The organism is Paenilisteria newyorkensis, assembly GCF_000766145.1.
GTDB lineage: Bacteria > Bacillota > Bacilli > Lactobacillales > Listeriaceae > Listeria_A > Listeria_A newyorkensis.
Genome location: NZ_JNFB01000012.1, coordinates 180,355 through 200,591 on the forward strand (window position 1 = coordinate 180,355; position 20,237 = coordinate 200,591).

Annotated in this window: 13 protein-coding genes; 12 read left to right on the forward strand and 1 reads right to left on the reverse strand. The window is 39.9% G+C overall.

The features are described 5' to 3' along the window. The first annotated feature begins 159 nt into the window (after nucleotides 1–159). Together EP58_RS05415 and EP58_RS05420 are read left to right on the forward strand one after the other, a co-directional pair. Nucleotides 160–1,023, forward strand: a complete 864-nt coding sequence (locus tag EP58_RS05415; protein ID WP_036091022.1) for a GRP family sugar transporter — start codon at nucleotides 160–162, stop codon at nucleotides 1,021–1,023. A 369-nt stretch (nucleotides 1,024–1,392) separates the two neighbouring features. Continuing rightward, a complete protein-coding gene (locus EP58_RS05420) occupies nucleotides 1,393–2,124 on the forward strand; it encodes a WxL domain-containing protein (RefSeq protein ID WP_036091024.1) in 732 nt (243 codons plus the stop codon). Nucleotides 2,125–2,543: 419 nt separating this feature from the next. Here the strand turns inward: EP58_RS05420 and EP58_RS05425 are convergent, their stop codons facing one another. Continuing rightward, nucleotides 2,544–4,013, reverse strand: a complete 1,470-nt coding sequence (locus tag EP58_RS05425; RefSeq protein WP_036091027.1) for an AcpB/EbpR/MafR family transcriptional regulator — start codon at nucleotides 4,011–4,013, stop codon at nucleotides 2,544–2,546. A 1,201-nt stretch (nucleotides 4,014–5,214) separates the two neighbouring features. Here EP58_RS05425 and EP58_RS05430 point away from each other — a divergent pair. The 10 genes from EP58_RS05430 to EP58_RS05475 all read left to right on the forward strand — a co-directional run bounded on the left by EP58_RS05430 (nucleotide 5,215) and on the right by EP58_RS05475 (nucleotide 20,230). Next, nucleotides 5,215–10,050 carry an immunoglobulin-like domain-containing protein gene (locus tag EP58_RS05430; RefSeq protein ID WP_036091031.1) on the forward strand — a complete coding sequence of 1,612 codons (4,836 nt, stop codon included), beginning with the start codon at nucleotides 5,215–5,217 and terminating at the stop codon, nucleotides 10,048–10,050. Nucleotides 10,051–10,120: 70 nt separating this feature from the next. Further along, complete coding sequence (locus tag EP58_RS05435) at nucleotides 10,121–10,600, forward strand: DUF4352 domain-containing protein (RefSeq protein WP_159106212.1); 480 nt, start codon at nucleotides 10,121–10,123, stop codon at nucleotides 10,598–10,600. Between the two features lie 50 nt (nucleotides 10,601–10,650). Further along, a complete protein-coding gene (locus tag EP58_RS05440) occupies nucleotides 10,651–11,940 on the forward strand; it encodes a nucleotide sugar dehydrogenase (RefSeq protein WP_036091037.1) in 1,290 nt (429 codons plus the stop codon). Between the two features lie 10 nt (nucleotides 11,941–11,950). After that, nucleotides 11,951–12,178, forward strand: a complete 228-nt coding sequence (locus tag EP58_RS05445) for a hypothetical protein (protein WP_036091040.1) — start codon at nucleotides 11,951–11,953, stop codon at nucleotides 12,176–12,178. A gap of 45 nt (nucleotides 12,179–12,223) precedes the next feature. Next, a complete protein-coding gene (locus EP58_RS05450) occupies nucleotides 12,224–13,426 on the forward strand; it encodes a glycosyltransferase family 4 protein (RefSeq protein ID WP_052165029.1) in 1,203 nt (400 codons plus the stop codon). Next, a complete protein-coding gene (locus EP58_RS05455) occupies nucleotides 13,413–14,681 on the forward strand; it encodes a glycosyltransferase (protein ID WP_103034778.1) in 1,269 nt (422 codons plus the stop codon). Before EP58_RS05450 ends, EP58_RS05455 begins: the two co-directional genes overlap by 14 nt. 4 nt (nucleotides 14,682–14,685) lie before the next feature. Continuing rightward, nucleotides 14,686–15,021 (forward strand): hypothetical protein, encoded by a 336-nt coding sequence (locus EP58_RS05460; protein WP_036091042.1) that lies wholly within the window; start codon nucleotides 14,686–14,688, stop codon nucleotides 15,019–15,021. Then, a complete protein-coding gene (locus tag EP58_RS05465; RefSeq protein WP_052171355.1) occupies nucleotides 15,018–17,126 on the forward strand; it encodes a CgeB family protein in 2,109 nt (702 codons plus the stop codon). Before EP58_RS05460 ends, EP58_RS05465 begins: the two co-directional genes overlap by 4 nt. A 10-nt stretch (nucleotides 17,127–17,136) precedes the next feature. Beyond that, entirely contained in the window at nucleotides 17,137–19,287 is a 2,151-nt protein-coding gene (locus tag EP58_RS05470; RefSeq protein WP_103034777.1) for a glycosyltransferase family 4 protein, read from the forward strand. Continuing rightward, a complete protein-coding gene (locus tag EP58_RS05475; protein ID WP_036091045.1) occupies nucleotides 19,262–20,230 on the forward strand; it encodes a hypothetical protein in 969 nt (322 codons plus the stop codon). Before EP58_RS05470 ends, EP58_RS05475 begins: the two co-directional genes overlap by 26 nt. Nucleotides 20,231–20,237: the final 7 nt, after the last annotated feature.

Genomic DNA, 20,237 nt, shown 5'->3' on the forward strand with positions numbered 1-20,237 from the left:
ATACGAAAATGAGCATAAAAAAGCTTGCTATGAAACGGCTTTCATTTTGTATAATAAGAAATAGGAATATCGACATATGAAATAGAATGTGGGATAATCAATTTTTAAGGGATTGCCGTACATAACTTGGTTCGATAATGATGGGAGGAAAAGGGACAGATGAATATTTTGATAGCGCTTATACCTGCTTTACTATGGGGATTCATGCCGTTACTTATTACAAAAATTGGCGGGACAACGAGGCAACAAACGACGGGTATCACGTTTGGAGCCCTTATTTTTGCGTGTATTGCGTTCGTTTTTACAGATCCGGTGTATACAATGGAAACGGTGATTATTAGTTTTTTGACGGGGTGTTTGTGGAGTGTCGGGCAAATGTTCCAGTTGAAGTCATTTAAGCTGATCGGTGTTTCGAAGGCGATGCCGATTTCGACGGGGATGCAACTCGTTGGGACGACGCTTTGTGGTGTGTTGCTATTTCACGAATGGGATACGACATTCCGAATTGTGTTTGGGTTTACCGCGTTGGCGCTGATTGTTATCGGTATTTTCATGACATCCTACGCGGAAAAAGAAGAAGCGGGGCAAGCGACGTTGAACCGCGGACTGCTCGCACTAGCCATTTCGTCGGCGGGTTACGTTAGCTACGTCGTGATTATTCAAGGTTTCGCGATCAATGGGCTGGACGCGATTTTGCCGCAAGCGATTGGAATGGTGATAGCGGCGCTGATTATGACGGCGCGTAGTAAGGACGACAAAGAAAGCCGATTCATTAAGAAAACAGCATGGCTTGCGATTCCCGGCATGATTTGGGCGCTCGGGAATGTGGCGATGATATACGCGAACAGTCTTGTTGGTGTCGCGACGGGATTCTCCCTTTCACAACTCGGCGTCGTTATTTCGACACTGGGCGCGATTCTTCTATTAAATGAACGCAAAACACGAAAAGAAATCATTTTTGTCATTATCGGTGTTATTTTAGTAGTTGTCGGTGGAATAATGATAGGTGCCACCAAAGCCTAGTCGCTCAGCGGGGCGACAAATATTCATTTTCGTCGTTAAAAGCTCCGTTCCAGCGCTCTTCTACACTGCGTTTCGCATAACTTCTCACATGGTCGGAGATAAGACTCCCTTCCTGTTTTCAGTCAACGTACCCCAGTACGCTCTGCGCTGGTACTCGCTTTTGCCTAGAAACCAAGCATTTGTCACCCCGCTGAGTTTTTGAGAAATATCATGTAAATCGGTTTTTCTATTTCAACGATCTGAGCCTAATCGTTTTCATTTTTTTCTAGCTTTCTATATTTTTTGACATAACTCCTGAATTTCGTCTTTTGTGTAGTAATCTTATGTATGTAAGGGACACAATAAAAAACGAGAGAAGGAATTGATAATATGAAATTAACGAAATTCGCGATCGTCGGTATGGTAACAGTGGCAACCTTAGTAGGAACGGGTACGGGAACAATGGCTCATGCAGCGGACGGTGGAACATTGGGCTCCAAAGCAGATGTCAACTTTATTCCTAATGATACAATCACAAATCCAGTTGATCCAACAGATCCAGGCAATCCAGAAGTAGTGGTACCCGTTGATCCGGATCATCCAGCAGGTACAGCAGGACCTCTAAGCATCGATTATATCTCTAATATTCACTTCGGAGATCAAAAAATATCCGGTAACAATGAGGTTTACTCCGCGAAGCTTGATCAAATTAAAGTTGGCGCTGCAGAAACGGTAAAAGATATTCCGAACTATATCCAAATTACGGATAACCGTGGTTCTAACGCAGGTTGGCATCTAACGGTAAAACAAGACGGCCAATTTGTTAACGGTACATCTGAATTACTTGGTGCTGTATTAAGTTTTGAAAATCCAACATTGAACTCGGCATCAGAAAGTGACGCACCAACAGCAACAGGATTCTCGCTTGATCCAGCTGGAACGTCATCGGATGTTATGAGTGCAGAAGAAGACCAAGGTATGGGAACGTGGGTTGATATGTTCGGAGCGGATGCAACAGAAGCCGCAGACAGCATTAAACTAAGCGTACCAGGTAAAACTTCGAAAATTCCAGGTCAGTACGAAGCAACACTAACTTGGGAATTAACAGATACGCCAGCATAAGCTCGATTTATGTATAGCAAAATCTTCGTCCTGCCCAACATGGGTAGGACGATTTTTCATAGGACTGGACCATAACCCAAATAAATCGGCGACAAGCGCTCGCATTCAGGGGATTTGGCGGACTTCCGGTTCTGCTACGCAATACTTGCTACGCTTAACTTCTTGCATGGTCGAGGAAACTACCCTCTCCCTGCTTTCAGTCATCACATACACCAGTATGCTCCGCTTTGTTGGGACTGTTCGACATGTAATGAGTTACAGTCCCAATATAAGCGTGAACAAAGTGAACGGTTAATCCTATCCAAATCCCCTGAATACAACCGCTTTCGCTCGATTTGTGTATAGCATTATGATCGTCTTACCCAAAAAGAAAGGGAAGGCGATTTTATCTTGTTTGGAATTTAGTTCTAGCCTGGTTTTTATTCAGCAAAGCGCTCATTCTTCTTACTCAAAAACAGATCTAGTTGTTCAAAATCTTTTTTTACAGGGGGCATGTTCCAGACAAGCGTGTCGGCTGTGATGCCAGTTTCTTCATAGAACGGGAAATCGCTGATGATGAGGTCGATGTGTTGCATGTGTTCGTGGGAATGCAACTCGTCACAAATGATGATTTGTTCTTCTGAATATCGCTTCCGTAACTCAGTCCGCAGATACTCCTCCCAAAAATAGCCGTTCTCTGAAACAATTTTCACATGAAGGATCCGATATTGCTGCTCTTGTTGTATCACAATATTGTAGAAATCCGTTAAATAGTGGATCATCATGGCCTTGTTAGAGCGAATATAACGGTGATTTGGATTCGTTTCAAAGCTATTTAGCACCGTTCTAATCTTTTGACTAAGCGCATGTTTATCGGGGGCTATGTGCGTATATGGAACCTCTGGCAGGTTGTTCATTTTATCAATAAAGAGGAAGCGCGTCAGAAAATCAATCGTTTCTGCTAATATATGCGTTGAATTATGAATCTGATACTCCTCTAAAAGTTTCACCAAATCCTGAGCAAGTTCATACTTAGGAGGATTCACAAGTTTACTATTTTTCACCCGAACTTCTGCTTGCCCCTCGTCAACATAAGAGAATTTTGTCCAAAAGCACATCAAGACATTGATATAACACTCCTGTTTTGATAACGGAAAGCCAACAATATCCCCTAAAATCGAATAATCAACGGGATGGAATTCACGCTGCGCATCGGCAATACTTTTCCAAGAGTGGAGGTCGGCTTGCGTCATGGTGTAGTGATAACCCTGCTTCACCCGCTCCAAACAAACCGCAATCGCAATCGCATAATTTATCCGGGCAGACAGCGAAAAATAAATCCCAAAGCAACTCTCCACCGTCTTAATAAAGTCATTCACACGCGCATAAGGTATCTCTGGAAATGGCCACTTCGTATAAGGATAGGAACGGCTATAAATCTGGAAATAATAAAAACGCAAGCGAATCTCCGTCCCCTTAATATCAAGCGGTGTCGTCTCCAACACGAGGCGACTCTCAGCAAGATATGTATCGATCTGACGAACACGGCGATACATCGTCGGCAAACTACTGAAATTCGCTTCCGCCCAATCCGTCAAGTTTTGCCGTTTCCCTGTAAAGATATCCTTAGAAATCAAATACATATACGAACTACTAACGGTCATGGCATATAAATAGGAGAAATTGATTTGCTCCCCTACATCGAGCAACACATAAAATTCATCCTCATGCACACGAGCAATCGCCGGGTCAAAAATTTCCTGCAAGCTTTTTATATCACTATCCAGCGTCTTAATAGAACAATGCAGCAAGGCCGCAAGCTCTTTCTTCGTGTAATTCTGCTCTGCCGTAAACAAGATATGCAACAGCCTTAGCTTCCGATATTCTGAAGCAATAACAAGATTTTTCATACGTAAACACGCTCCTAAAGCACGATTTTCTATTACGCCAAATATAGCACCATAATTTCCATTTGTCATTCTTTTTTACTAAACAGAGTCAAAAATTTCTCGATAAAAGAACTTTTTGATAATAATCGCATTTTCGGACTTTTATGTAGTATTCTTATAACTGTAAGAGGCACCGAGAACGGAATACATAAGCACAAAGCGATTCCAAATCTCAGGTACCTAGCGAAAAAAACTTCTTCTGGTCATCCCCCGACCAATCGAACGAAATCGGCTGCCCCCTCGCAGTCACACTATCTCTTCTAATTTCCCCAGAAACAAACTTCACAAACCAAACCAAAATCCGTAAAACAATGAAAAACCTCACTACAATGGAACTCCATTCTGAGCAAATCGATGGATCCCTTTTAAAAAGCATATCGAAAGGAGGTGATGCTACCCACAGCAGCACGGCATCTAGAATGAACTGTCAGTGATGTATGACAATTCAAAAAAAGAAGAAAGATAAGTTACATCAAGTTGTGATAAATCTACAAATTTAGAGTATAACCAGTAAAAATACCCTAAAAGAAGTGAAATTTGTTACCAAAAAAAAGCCTTTTGTTTTGGGTTATAAAGTAGCTAAAATAAAAGGAAGCAATACAAAAACAGAAAAATGAAGCAACAAAGGCAAGAAAATATTTATTTTACACCACGTTACTAAAAGATGAAAAAGCATCATAACTTAGTAATATGTAGTATAAGCAAGATGGATTAACTTAAGTCCAGAGTTTTTAGTAATACTAATCAGAATTTTTAAAATAATCAAACTCTAATTTTGCTAGATTTAACAAAGGTTTCACCCACGCACCATTAAAGTAAAGTATTTTACAAATTAAAATGGATATATCGTCCAACTACATTTCTTTTTAGAAGAAACTGGCGATTTACAGAAAAAAACATCGCAAAGTGACTCTGAAATACTATGATATAATCCAATCAGCACGAATGAAGTAATGAAATTTACTTTGAAAAAATGACTGCAGGGACGTATTCCAAAACATAAACAAACACTACTTCAGATGATTCTATATTTTTAATAAATATAAATGAGAATACAGTTTTGTTGCAACTTAGGGGGTGTTTATTATGTGAAGGCAGCACGGTTCACGCAGGAAAACAAACAGACAAATAAACAGTTTAAGGAAGAAGGAGAAAAATAAACATGAAAATCGAACAAAAGGGACCAATTAACGTTCTATCTAAGGCGTCGGTCAAGAAAGCTGCCAAATCACTTTTAGTAGCTACAGTTATTGCAAGCCAAGTATTTACAGTATTACCAGCAGGGTCATTCGCAGCAGAAGCGACTAACCCAGCATTACCAAGTGCAGACGCAGCAGCTAGCAAAATTTCAATCGAACCGATGTCATTAGCTCTAGACAATGGGGTAACAGAAAGACGCGCACAAGTTTCTACATTTGCAGAGTTTAAAATAGCAGCAGAATCTACAACTATCAACGTTATCGAAATCACTGGGAACTTCCAATTCACAAGTAACGTATCAATCAACAGCAACATCCGCATTGAAGGTAACGGCCAAGCAATAACTGCTGGTAAATATCAAATGGTTATGCGTTCTACTTCTATCATCGATGTACAAGACTTAAGTATCACGAACAACGGAACACAAGGTGTATTTACAGGATATAACTCAACAGCAGCACCTACAGTTAACTTGACGAACAACGTACAAGTATGGGGAGAAATCATGGGTGGAACGGGTAAACTTTCCCTATCCATCGCTGGAACAAACAATAAGATTGTAAGTCCAGATGATTACGGTGTAGAAGTTGATGAATTAATCATCAAAGACAATGCACGTATCGAAGAATTATCCGCTTTACTGACAGCTGTTAAAGTTCGTACATCTGGTAATGTAAGTATTGGCGATAATGTTTATATCAACATGAACTCAAACAAAGGTTACGCATTTGACGTAGCGACAAGTGCTCTTGTTATCGGTGAAAATACAGTCTTGAAATCAGCATCTAAATACGGGACAGTAAGAGCAGCAACATTGGTTGCTAAAAATGGCTCTGACTTAACGTTAGCATCTGGTGATTCGAGTTATGGAATCTACGTAACTGGAAATATCACATTTGGAGACGATGTAAAACTTAAAGCAACTGGTACCGGTACTGCCGTTTATGCATACAACACAGGAGCAGCAATCGTTGTAGGTAAAAATGCTAATATCGATATTGTTAGTGATAATGGTTATGGTATCTACGGAAATGCATCGATTACATTTGGTGACGGCTCGTCTCTAAAATTAAGAACACAAAATAAAGCTATTTACTCAGCGGGATCAGCAGCAATAACTTTTGGTACAGTGTCTAATCAACCAAAAGCAGCGGCAGATCGTGTGAAAATTGACATCGACTCTGCTATTAGTGACGGTATCTACTCTGCTGGTGGCCCAATCCTTTTTGGTGATGACACAGAAGTTAATGTAAAAGCAAAATCAGCAGCAATTTATGCAGCAGGAAACTCACGTGTAACCTTTGGAGCAAACACAAAAACTACAATTTCATCTTCAAATGGTAGAGGTATTGATGCTGGTGGTGTGAAAATCACTGATAACTCAAGCATGGATATTAAAGGCTATGTAGATGGTATCTATACAAATGATACAAGCGGTGAAGGCTTATCAACTGGTAAAAACGTCAACCTAAATATCACAGCATCTAGTCACGATGGTATTTACACGGCAAAAGATACTACTTTTGGAGCGAATAATACGGTTGTTATTAAAGCGCTGAACAGCCATGCAATGCACTCACTTTATGGTTCAGTAATTAATATCGGTGCTGACTCAAGCTATGATCTTTCAGGAACAGAAGGTGTTCAACAAGCAGGTGGCGCAGCAGCAGCACTTAACGTTGGAGCAAATTCAACAGTTAAAATTTCAGCAGTAGGCTATGGTATAAACACTACTGGTTCTGTAACATTTGCTACTGGTTCAAAAGCTAACATCCGCGCTGCTTCACAAGCATCAAAAGCAGCAGTAAAAGCAAACGGTGTTGTAACATTCCAAAAAGATACAATGGCGTATGTTGAAGCACTTTATCCATCAACAACATATTCAGTACCTGTATTTGACTTAAGTGGCGCATCCAACTCTAAGTTAGTGCTTAATAGCCCTAAATTTATTGATTTCCGCCAAAACAATAATAATGCAACATCTAAAACTGGTCATATTGTGAAAGGTGCGGGGACTGCAACAGTTGCAAACCAATCACGTGTAGAAATCAACAACGTAAAAAACCTAATGGCATGGAATCACGGAACAGACTGGTCTAAAGCAGCAAACACTGCATGGACTGACATTGACTTAGGTCGAGTTACTCTATCAAGTAAAAATGGTACGGCGACAACTAGCTACTACGGTGGTGTTGCGTCAGGTATTGACGGATTCAGCCTATTCGATTACACACGTCTTTCAACAGAAGGATCAAGTGCAATTGCTCGTCCAGTAGTTAGCCCAATCTACGCTGGTGCTAAAACAGTAACAGGTACTGGTGTTGCAGGTAACGACATTATTGTTACATTCCCTAACGGATCAACTGCAAAAGCAACAGTTAAACAAGATGGCACATGGACAGTAGATGTACCAGCAGGCGTTAATCTTCTTAAAGATCAATCTGTAGTTTCATACCAAACAAATGGTGTAAACGACAGTCCAAACGTAACAACAAAAGTACAAGAAGATCTACGCGCACCAGCAGCTCCAACAGTTAATGACATCAAAGAAGGCGACACAACTGTTACAGGTAAAGCTGAGCCAAATAAAGACATCACCGTAACACTTCCAGACGGAACAAAAGTACCTGGTAAAACAGATGCTAACGGCGACTTTACTGTCACAGTTCCAGCACAAAAAGAAGGCGATGAAGTTAAAGTAACACAAAAAGGCGACAACGGTGTTGAAAGCCCAGAAACATCAAAAATCGTAGCATCAAACCAAAAACCAGTCATCACAGCAGCTAACAAAACAATCAAAGTTGGCGACACATTCGCTCCACTAACAGGTGTAACAGCAACAGATAAAGAAGATGGTATCTTAACATCTAAAGTAACTGTAACAGCAAACAACGTTGATACAACAAAAGCTGGCACTTACAACGTAACTTACTCAGTAACAGATTCAGATGGCAACAAAGTAACAAAAACAATCACAGTAACAGTAAAAACTAACGAAAAACCAGTCATCACAGCATCTAATCAATCAATCAAAATGGGTACTACATTCAACCCATTAACAGGTGTAACAGCAACAGATAGCGAAGATGGTAACTTAACATCTAAAGTAACTGTAACAGCAAACAACGTTGACACAACAAAAGAAGGCACATACAGCGTAACTTACTCTGTAACTGATGCAGATGGCAACAAAGTAACAAAAACAATCACAGTGACAGTAGAAGATCTAACTGGTTCAGTACTTCCAAACGTCTTCTATCTAAATGGCGACACTTACCTTGAAGGAACTTACACAGGTAAGGTTACTAAAGTGAAACTACAAGTAAATGGTGTAGATTACACAACGGTTGCTGTAACTAATGGCGTACTTCGCTATTATGCAAAAGACAAAATCTTGAACCTAACAGATGATGTTAAAATCCTAGCTTACAGCGCAAGTGGCAAGCTTATCGAAACGAAAAAAGTAACAGTTTTAGATGCAGCAGCATTGAAAGGTACTGTTGTTCCAGCAACATTCAACTTAGGTAGCGATCTACGTGTACAAGGAACATTCACAGGCGACATCAAGAAAGTAGCTCTGTCTGTAAACGGAACACTTTATACAAGTGTAGCAGTAGCACCAGATGGAACATTCACTTACTACGGAAAAGACAAGATTCTAAACCTAACAGATGACGTTAAAATCATTGGTTACAACTCAGCAGGAACAGCCGTATCTACAGTGAAAGTTAAGATTCAAGATTCAGGAGCACTTTCAGGAACAATCAAAGCAAGTGACTTTGTAGTAGGTAGTGATCAACGTGTAGCAGGAACATACACAGGTGGCGTGAAGAAAGTTGCCCTATCTGTAAACGGAACGGTTTACACTTCAGTTGGTGTAGCAGCAGACGGAACATTCACTTACTATGCAAAAGATAAAGTTCTAAGTAAAACGGACGATGTTAAAGTATTGGCTTACAATGCTAATGGCGACCTTATCCAAACAGTTAAAGTTAATTTAACAGATTCATCAGCTTTACAAGGAACTGTAACACCAGCGAAATTTACTATCGGAAGTGATCTACGTGTAACAGGAACATATACAGGCGGCGTGAAGAAAGTAGAGCTTGAAGTAAATGGAACAGTTTACACAGGAGTAGGAGTAGCAGCAGATGGAACATTCACTTACTATGCAAAAGATAAAGTTTTCGCAACAACAGATGTAGTGAAAGTACTAGCATACAACTCAGCAGGCACACTAATTGATACAAAAACAGTAGCTCTTACAGATTCAGCAGCATTACAAGGTAACATCTTCCCAACAACTTATACTTTGGGTGACCTTCGCGTAGCAGGAACATACACAGGCGGCGTGAAAAAAGTAGCACTTGAAGTAAATGGAACAGTTTACTCATCAGTAGGAGTAGCAACAGATGGAACATTCACTTACTATGCAAAAGATAAAGTATTAGCAAAAACAGATGTAGTTAAAGTTATTGCTTACAATGCAAACAATGATGTTGTAGACACAAAAACAGTAACAGTAACAGACGGCTCATCAACAGTAACAGGTGACATCTTCCCAGCGACATACAAAATCAATGATGCTCGCGTAACAGGAACATACACTGGCGCTGTGAAAAAAGTTGGTCTAGAAGTTAACGGAACAGTATTTGCTTATGTACCAGTAGCAGCAGACGGAACATTCCAATACTATGCAAAAGACAAAATTGCAGCTGACACAGACACTGTAAAAGTTATCGCTTACGATAGCACAAACACAGTAATCAAAACACAAACAGTTACACTTACAAAATAAGACAAAACTAGAAGCAGTTGGCGAGGGGACAAAGGGTTCCCTCCCAGCCATGCTTCATAAAAGGACGGTAATGATGATAAAAAGAATAGCAATTTTTGGTCTTACAATTTTGACAGCAACAACATTAGTAGCTTGTGGAAATCCGGATACAAGTACTGATAAAACACCTAAAACAGAAGAAACAGCAAAAGATAAAGTATCCACCACTAAGACAGTAGATAACATCGACATGAAAATCGCCAATTTAAAACTAACTGAGAGTGGCGATGGAAAACAAGACATTTTACAGATAGAAATGAATATTCAAAATAACAGTACTACACCATTTGCAATTGGCGGTGGAGATTTCAAACTAAAAACAGCCAAAGACAAGACCATCAAAGTAGATCCACAAGCAAGTAACTTCGGTGATGAAATAGCAGCAGGAAAAACATTGACTGGAAAAGCGTATTTTAACTTACCAAAAGACACTGAAAAAGCAACATTAGTTTACCAACCGAAAGATAAAGCCGAAGCACAATGGGAAGTCACGATACCAGAAAAAGAATAATCTTTTTCTCGATGGACAAAAAAACTATAGATAATTAGGAGTGCTATATTTTGAAAATTTTAGTTATAGGTTTAGGATATATTGGATTACCGACGTCTATTATGTTTGCTAATCACGGACAAGAAGTGGTTGGTGTGGACGTTAGTGAGCGAGTGGTTAAATCATTGAACAATGGAACAATTCATATTGAAGAGCCAGGTTTGCAAGAAGAACTGGATCAGGCAATCGCTGCTGGAAACTTCCGAGCTAGCTTGCAAGCAGAAGAAGCGGATGCATTCATTATTTCTGTACCAACACCAAACAATAACGATGCTTTAAAATCATGTGACTTATCCTATGTGAAGTCAGCAGTCGTTTCGACATTACCTTATTTGAAAAAAGGCAATACCGTGATTATCGAATCCACGATTGCCCCACGTACAACAGAAGATCACATCTTACCACTAATCGAGCAAGCAGGTTTCACTGTTGGAGAAGATATTTTCTTAGTACACTGCCCAGAACGCGTATTACCAGGTCAAATTATTCATGAATTAATTTATAACAACCGCATTATCGGTGGTGTAACGGATGCTTGTACAGAAGCAGGAAAAGCAGTGTATGGCGTTTTTGTAAAAGGTGAATTGATTTCCGCAAAGGCTTCTACAGCAGAAATGTCCAAACTAATGGAAAACACGTACCGTGACGTTAATATCGCACTTGCCAATGAACTTGCCAAGATATCCGCTGATTTAGGAATCAATGCGCTTGATGTTATTGACATGGCAAATAAACATCCCCGTGTAAACTTACACTTCCCAGGTCCAGGAGTTGGCGGTCACTGTTTAGCTGTTGACCCATACTTTATTGCCGCAGCCTCTCCAGATTATTCCCCGCTTATCCAACAAGCCCGCGCCATCAACACATCGATGCCAAGCTATATCGTAGCACAAGTAAAAACGATGATGGAACGCGTAGCAGGTAAGAAAATTGCTATTTTTGGCTTAACTTACAAAGGTGATATTGACGATATTCGTGAAAGCCCAGCAAATGAAATCTGGGAGATGTTAATGAACGAAACAAGTTATGAAGTCGTTGCACATGATCCACATGTAGATGCTCCTTTTGTTGAGAAAAATAGCGAAGTAGCAACAGCTGATGCTGATTTATTATTAATATTAGCTGATCATTCAGAATTTAAGACATTAACACTTGATACGATTGCCAACATGAAGCAGCAAAACGTGTTCGATACGAAGAACATCGCAAAAGAATTAACGGCTGCGAGTAGCTATACCCATATGGGAAATATTTCAGAGGTTTCTCAGTATCCAGTCGAATCCAAGGTTCTTTCTGTCTAAAGGAGTCGAAATGAAAAATAAGGAACTGTTAGAACTACTCGATGCCAACTTTATGTCAACCAGTGAAGCAATTGAAGCCTTAGCAGTCTCTAAGCAATGCTTTCATTCGCTCGTCACAAGAAATAAATTAACGAAAATAAAAAAAGGCTCTTGTGTCTTATATTTTCGCTATCAAATCGAGGATAGAAAAAAACGCCAAGAAGATCTGAGGAATAAGTACCGACCATACGGTGTTTAGCATCGATGGCAGAGGCGTGAAATCTAGCCAGAAATGGGAAGCTCTATGAAAAAAATCTTAATTATTTCACAAAACTTTTATCCTGAAATCGGTAGCGCTGCGAATCGTACGAAGTTCTTATTTCAAGAATTTTCTGAGTCTAGCGAAGTAACACTCATCACTACTGATCCGCGATACCCTAATCAAAATTTATATAAACAAGATGATTTTTGGGAAGAAGGCTTGGACGAAACGCGTGTTATCCGAGTGAAGCCTCGCACGAAAAAGTATGCCAATAGCATTCTAAAACGCTTCCTGTTTTATCTAGAAGTTATGTGTCAATTCATTCAAGCTATCATGCGACAAGGCAAAGATACCGATACGGTTTACATTTCAACACCGCCGATTTCGGTTGGCGTTGCGGGACTTTTCGCTAAGCGCTTTTTAAAGACCAGGTTAATCGTAGAAGTAAGAGATTTGTGGCCTGAGACTTTGCTTGGTGTTAAACGCTGGAATAATCGTTTATTTCTTCGTTTTGCTTACTGGCTAGAAAATAAAATTTACCAACAGGCAGATGAAATTGTGGTCAATAGTGAAGGCTTTGTAGACTATATTGTTGGAAAAGGTGTACCCAAGAAGAAAATCCACTTCATTCCGAATTCCCTAACAGAAGCAGAGTTCGAGTGTAGCGCTAGCCAGAATAAGCAACTGCATCAAAAACCTAAAACGGTCATCTATACTGGAAACGTCGGTTTAGCACAGGAAATGGATTGCTTTTTTGAATTAGCAGAACGCTTCAAAACAAACGACGCCATTACATTCAAAATTATTGGCTATGGCTTTAGACTCCAAGAAATTAAGGAGCGACTAAAACAATACCAGCTAACAAACATCGCGATTCTTCCACCGCAGAAACGCTCGCAAGTTTTAAAAGAAATTGGTAAAGCGGATGTGGCATATGTGACACTCGTAGATCATCCCATTTTTGAAAAAGTGATCCCTGGTAAAGTCATTGATTACATGGGTATGGGTGTACCAATAGTTGGAAACGTGTCGGGTTATAGTAGTCGTGTTATTGAAAAAGCAAAATGTGGCTATACATTCCAACATAGTCAAGTCGATGAGATGTATCAAAAAATAAAAGAACTCATTGAAAATCCAGAAATGGCTCAGGAGATTGGTCACAACGGGTATCAATATGCATACCAAAATCACCGCTGGCAACAAAATTTCAAGAAAATGGAGGCTGTAATCAATCGTGACAACTAAAGTCGGTATGTTTGTATGGAACTATTTCACCAATGATGCACGCGTTTTACGGGAATGCACAGCGCTTAGTGAAGCTGGATATCATGTAGATTTAATCGCATTACATCAAGCCGGATTACCAAAAGTAGAACAAAAAAATGCTAATTTCCACGTTTACCGAATGTCTCAAAAGTTACCATTCACTCCAATACTGAGCTGGCTTAAAAACAAGAAATATCTACTCGGAATGCTTGCATTAGTGTATGCCATTGCTTGCTTTTATTGGCCATTACTCCTCCTCTTATTACTAACCTCCCTCTTATTTACAAAACCAATGCGAACTATCATGTTTCGAAGTATTGTTTTCTTACGGATGGTACGTGCAGGTTTTCGTCAGCGATATGATATCTATCACGCAAATGACTTGAATACATTGCTACAAGCTGTCATTTGTGCGAAATGGCTAGGGCGAAGTAAACTTATCTACGATTCGCATGAAGTTCAGACAAGTAGAACTGGATACGATAGCCCTTTATACGGTATAACAGAACGCTTTTTGCTACGATTTGTGGATGTTTGTATCCATGAAAACCATACACGTGCAGCTTATGTAGAAGAACGCTATGGTTTTTATCCAGAAGTTGTGCATAATTATCCATTTAAACAAGAGCAAGATACGAAAATGACGGTGGACTTACACCAGCAACTAGAAATACCGCGCGAAGAACCAATTTTACTATATCAAGGTGGAATCCAGTCGGGGCGTGGTTTAGATCGATTAATCGAAGCCGTTCCGCACATCAAAATGGGAACCATTGTTTTAATCGGAGATGGACGCATAAAGCCAGCATTAGAAAAAAAGGTGGCAGAGCGAAAATTGGAAAACCGAGTGAAATTTATGGATAAAGTAGCATTAGAATCCTTGCCAAGTCACACGAAAGAGGCATACTTAGGGTTCCAAATACTCAATAATACGTGTTTCAATCATTACTCCGCTTCATCGAATAAGTTGTTTGAATATATTATGAGTGGGATTCCAATCATTGCTTGCGACTTTCCAGAAATAAGCCGTGTTGTTAAAGGATACGAGGTTGGCTTAACCGTCAATTCACACGATCCAGAAGCGATTGCTAAAGCTGTTAATGAGCTAGTGAATAATCCGGAAAAAAGAAAAAAATTGCATCAAAATTGTTTGCAAGCACGTGACATTTTTAATTGGGATAAGGAAAAACTGATTTTTCTAGCTATATACGAAAAAATAGTAATAAGGAGTTAAAGCAATGACGAATGCAGAACAGCAAATAAAGCAGTTGAAAGAAAAAATCACAGAGCAGGAGCAGGTCATCCAGAAAAAGCAGGTAGAAACGACTGCTTTCAAGAAGAAAATATATGATTTGCTAGGAGAACAGAAGTCGGCGCTGGAAACCTTAAATATGGAACTAGCAGAACGACAAAATGAAGTACAAGCACAGAAAGAAAAATGTGCTAAGACACTACAGCAATTAGAACACATGAAACAGCGTTATGAACGTTTGAACGATTCTAAACTTGTCAAAATATCACGCAAGTATTGGGCTATGAACAAGAACACAAAAGCTAAAGGAGAGAACCAATGATCGACATTAATGAGCTGTACGAAGAAATTGAAGCTGTCCAAAAGCAGATATTGGACGATACGAACCCTAATATTGTCGATGTGAAGCAATTAAATGCGATCGAAAATTGGCATAATCCTAGCAAAAAATTAGTGACTTACGAGCAAAATGGTCATCTGTATATATCAAGTTCAGATTCCAGTTTTGATTACCTTACTTTTCTTGAAAATAACAATGTCTTCACGAGGGAACCAGCACACGGTATTCCAGTGATGCCCAAAGAGACACTAGAACTTCATTTTGAAGCAGAAATGATGGGAAATGTTTCTGTGAAAATGGCATTGATTGAATATAATCATTCTGAAAAATGTAACGTGTCATTTTTCAATCCAAATAAAAAAGTTAAAATTCATTTGTCGGAAGAAACAACACAAGTACGACTCGCATTGAAGATAACCCATTCCGGCGTAACAATAGTAAAACGCATGCAATTAGAACGTGTCGTGGCAAGCGAAGTAAATAGACAAACGATGACTCTAACAGCACCAAGCCATGCACCAGCGATTAAAAGTTTGAAAGATTTACAAGTAGCCTGCATTTTCGATGAATTTACACGTACTTGTTACGAAAAAGAAGTACAGCTTTTGCCAATCACTCCAACAGATTGGTGCGAAGTATTGACTGAAAACCGCCCCCATTTCCTATTTGTGGAGTCGGCGTGGAAAGGAAACTATGGCGCGTGGGAGTTCAAGATTGCTACCTATAATAATCAGTCAAAAGAAGAACTTTTCGACTTGCTAGATTGGTGTAAGGAGCAAGGAATCCCAACTGTTTTTTGGAATAAAGAGGATCCGATTCATTTCGAGAAATTTATTGCCACGGCTGAGCGGTTTGACTATATTTATACGACAGATGCCGATATGATTCCAAAATATCAGGAACGTGCAGGACATACCAATGTATTTGCCCAAAGTTTCGCGGTACAGCCATCGATGCATAACCCGATTGCTTTGGCAGAGCCACGCATAGACAAGATGTGTTTTGCAGGTTCTTATTATGGTAATCGACATGAGGAACGACGCAAGGATATGGAGGATGTGCTTGATGTGGCGCTTGATTATGGCTTAGCTATTTATGATCGTAATCATGGCAAACCATTAAAGGATAAAGCGATGTTCGAGTTTCCTGAGCGTTATCAGCAAGCGGTTCTTGGAAGTTTACCCTACAGTGAGATGGAATTGGCGTATAAAGGCTATAAATATATGATTAACATTAACAGTATTAAGTACTCGCCGACGATGTTTTCTCGCCGTGTATTTGAAGGGCTAGCTTCTGGGACACCTGTTCTGAGTAGTTATTCGAAAGGAATTCGCCGCCTCTTTGGAGATGTTGTGATGATTTCGGAGGACACGGACAAGCTACATCAACAAATGCAAGCCATTACGAAAGATGAGCAGATCTATAATCAAAAATCACTTGCTGGTATTCGAGCAGTTTACCGGGAACACACCTATCAACACCGTTTGGCCAGCATGCTAGGCGATTTGAATATAGCTGTACCAACATTTACAAAAAATGTGACGATTGTTTCGGTCGCCCGTTCTAAACAAGCATTTAAGAAAATTCTAAAGCAATATGAAGCCCAGTCTTATCAAGGAAAAAAGCTAGTCGTTTTTGTAACGATGTTTGACGAGGCAATTGAGCTAATGAATCAATACAATACAGGAGATATCAGCGTATTTGTCCATAGTTACATGGCACATTACAACAAGATAGCTGAGGTCATTGATACGGATTATTTCGCCTATTTCTCAGATCTTCATTTCTATGGAAGATATTATCTAGAGGATATGATGCATGCAGCGCTCTACAGTGAGGCTGATTTTATTGGAAAAAGTGAAGCGCGTTATGAATTTGTGACGGATCTTCATTTCCATAGTAGTTTGATTGCAACAGATTGGCATTTTGGTAAGAAGTTACCAGTATTGTTGAGCGAGATGGAGCAGGATGCATCGATGGCCCCTTATTTGAAACAAGGAGCGCGATTATTCAGTGCTGACACCTATAATTTTATGAAAGACGGCAACGAAATAAAACCAGAAGAACGACAGCAGATCGAGATTTAGGAGGAATAGTGTGAGAACTTTAAAAGTGTTAGTGTATGGAGATGTGGATTTGAATATTATGGATGGGTCAGCAGTATGGCTTACCTCGATGGCTGGAATGCTAGCTACAAATCCAGATATCCAGACTGAAATTTTGCTAAAAGCACGTATCAAGAATACACTATTAACCGACGAAATGGCAGGCTACCCAAATGTGAAGATGATCCAGCCTTATGAGGATTTGGGAAACCGCTCCTTTGCTAACGGAAACCGGATGAATGCTGCGGAAGCGGTGCGTGTGATGAAGGAACTCGATGCTAAAAATCACTATCATTTAATTATTGTTCGTGGTTTCGATTTAGTACGCCAGCTTGTGCAAGAATCTAAATTAGTAGGAAAAACAGTCCCTTATATTACGGACTTTAATCATACGCTTACAAGGTCATCACGAAAAGAACGTTCCGAGTTAGGAGAAGTATATAGACGTTTTCCAAACCTTTTCATGCAAACCGAGCCAATGAAACAGGCCTTTATGCGACTTATGAACGTGGATGGAGAAAAAATTCAAATTTTATTCCCAATGGTACCGAATGGAGCGGCTCAACCGAGTTTTCGAAATGAGAATGACCGCTTAGTTTACACTGGAAAGTTTGCTGCGGATTGGTATACAGAAGAAATAGTAGAAGCAGCTTCAGAATTAGAAGGAAATATAACAGTTGGTATTGCAGGAGATAAATTCCAAGGCGAATTAACTGCTAAAAAAGAGCAGATTATGAAACAATTTGCGGAAGAGCCGAAGATTGACTGGCGTGGAGCCATGTCACGTTCAGCGAGTCAACAATTTATTGAAGACGGAGATATTGGCATCAGCTGGCGCAGTGAAGTCATTGACAATGATGAATCGGTAGAATTATCTACAAAGTTATTGGAATACGGGCGCCTTGGGAAACCAGTTTTGCTGCGACGTACCAAAATGCACGAAGGTTTGCTTGGTAAGGATTATCCACTATTTGTAACGACAAAAGAGCAATTTATCGAAAAAGCAACGCAGAGTTTAACAGACAGCACGTTGTACGAAAAGGCCGCACGTATGACATATGGAGCGAGTCAACATTTCACGATGGCAGCATCTTACAAGCGTTTAAGCTCCTTCCTATGGAGTTATCAAAAAGATAAAATCCGCGTTGTTTTTGCGGGGCATGACCTGAAATTCCTGACGATGGCAATAGATGCATGTGAGGCAAATCCTCGTTTAGAGGTAAAGGTTGATAAATGGAAAGGACATGCGACCCACGATGAAAAAGCGAGTCAGAAGCTACTAAACTGGGCAGATGTTATTTTTTGTGAATGGGGATTGGGAAATGCGGTCTGGTATTCGAAACATAAAAAGGCCCACCAAAAGCTCATTGTCAGGATGCATTTGCAAGAGCGTGAAACCGAACATCCAGCGAACTACACAATGGATAATATCGATCAAATCATCGCGATCTCACCGTATATTTTTGAAGAGTTCCACCGAGTTTGCGGAATTCCACGTGAAAAGATGACGATGATCTATAATATGATTGATACGGCACAATATCGTCGCAAGAAAACAGTCGATAGTCGCTACAACATTGGTGTTTGTGGTATTTTGCCAAGTCGTAAGCGCATGGATTTAACACTAGATATTTTAGAAAAACTATGGCAGAAAGATAAGCGTTACCGTCTTTATGTGAAAAGCAGAATGCCACAAGATTTGCCGTGGTTGATGCAACGTGAAGATGAAAAAATGTATTATGATGCTATTTTCAAACGGATAGAGGATGCACCATGGAAAGACGCTGTTATTTTTGACGAGCATGGTGATGATGTTCCCGAGTGGATGAGAAAAATTGGTTTCATGCTATCGACAAGTGATTTTGAAAGTTTTCATTTGGCACCGATGGAAGGCATGGCATCTGGAAGCGTACCATGTGTTCTTCATTGGCCAGGAGCAGAAACGATTTATCCAGAAGAGCATATTTTTGAGACGACGGAAGACATCGCGGAATATATCGGAGCATACAAGCAAACGCCCGACAAAAAACTAGAGCTGCGCCTTTATCCTCAAGCCAATTTTGATAAATTGATTATTTGTAAAAAATTAGAAAACGTGATAATGGAGGCGTTCGTAAATGGAGAAACTAGCAACAAACATTGAGATGGAAACGACAACAGGAAAAACGCCAGTGCAGTATCATATTGCCACATCGAATCCGGTAAGTGAATACCTTCTTGTATGTTTTGCAGAGCTGAATGATGCTGGCGAACCGTTTGATTATTTGGGAGAAGTCAGTAAGACGTATGATCAGAATCGACTTTTCCTGATGCCCCCTGCAAAGGAGAATAACAAAATCACGCAGGCGCAATATGAAAAAACAGCGAATGAACTCGTGGAATCTGTTGCGGAGAAGCTCAAGGTGAAACGCCAAAATATCATGATTACAGGTTACGGTGAAAGCGGTGCAGTGGCCATTTATTTTGGCTTACGATTCCATTACAACCATACGATTGCCGGCGATCCAAAAACCTTGAAAAATCACTATCTTTTTCATCAGAATGTGGTGAAGGCGTCTCTAAAAGGCAATCAACGGATAGATAAGTTATTCTCACAACTTCATATCGAGGATTTTAATCGCCCGCACGTTTATTTTTACAGTGGGTCTAGTTCTCAAAATTATGAAGAAGAGACAAAATATATGTTAGAGGTTCTAAAAGAGAAGCAAGTTTTGAGCAAGGTTTGCCGTCAACGTAATGTTGGTATAGCAGGTTTTCCAAACTTTCTTGAAAAAGAGCTACATGAGCATACGAACCAATTGGCGTGTGAGGAAATCATTGCTTGGCAACACGATAATAAAGTACTTGCCGAATGTGTTTTGCCCGAATATTTAATGGAAGATAAGAGCGTCGAATTTGCGTATTATTTCTATAAAATCGGTGAAAAAGAAGCGTTGCACAAAACCAAATATCAAGCAAGTTCCCAGTACCGTTATACAGCGGAAGATGGTGGCAGTTATTTTGTCAAAGTATTCATCAAGCGAAACAAAGACACAATCACGAAAAACTCAGGAAAAATCCGCATTACTGTCGCGGAAGACTTCTAAAATGATA

Coding starts and splice junctions, on each gene's coding strand:
- EP58_RS05415 (WP_036091022.1), top strand. CDS start 160: ATGAATATTTTGATAGCGCTTATACCTGCTTTACTATGGGGATTCATG.
- EP58_RS05420 (WP_036091024.1), top strand. CDS start 1,393: ATGAAATTAACGAAATTCGCGATCGTCGGTATGGTAACAGTGGCAACC.
- EP58_RS05425 (WP_036091027.1), bottom strand. CDS start 4,013: ATGAAAAATCTTGTTATTGCTTCAGAATATCGGAAGCTAAGGCTGTTG.
- EP58_RS05430 (WP_036091031.1), top strand. CDS start 5,215: ATGAAAATCGAACAAAAGGGACCAATTAACGTTCTATCTAAGGCGTCG.
- EP58_RS05435 (WP_159106212.1), top strand. CDS start 10,121: ATGATGATAAAAAGAATAGCAATTTTTGGTCTTACAATTTTGACAGCA.
- EP58_RS05445 (WP_036091040.1), top strand. CDS start 11,951: ATGAAAAATAAGGAACTGTTAGAACTACTCGATGCCAACTTTATGTCA.
- EP58_RS05450 (WP_052165029.1), top strand. CDS start 12,224: ATGAAAAAAATCTTAATTATTTCACAAAACTTTTATCCTGAAATCGGT.
- EP58_RS05460 (WP_036091042.1), top strand. CDS start 14,686: ATGACGAATGCAGAACAGCAAATAAAGCAGTTGAAAGAAAAAATCACA.
- EP58_RS05465 (WP_052171355.1), top strand. CDS start 15,018: ATGATCGACATTAATGAGCTGTACGAAGAAATTGAAGCTGTCCAAAAG.
- EP58_RS05475 (WP_036091045.1), top strand. CDS start 19,262: ATGGAGAAACTAGCAACAAACATTGAGATGGAAACGACAACAGGAAAA.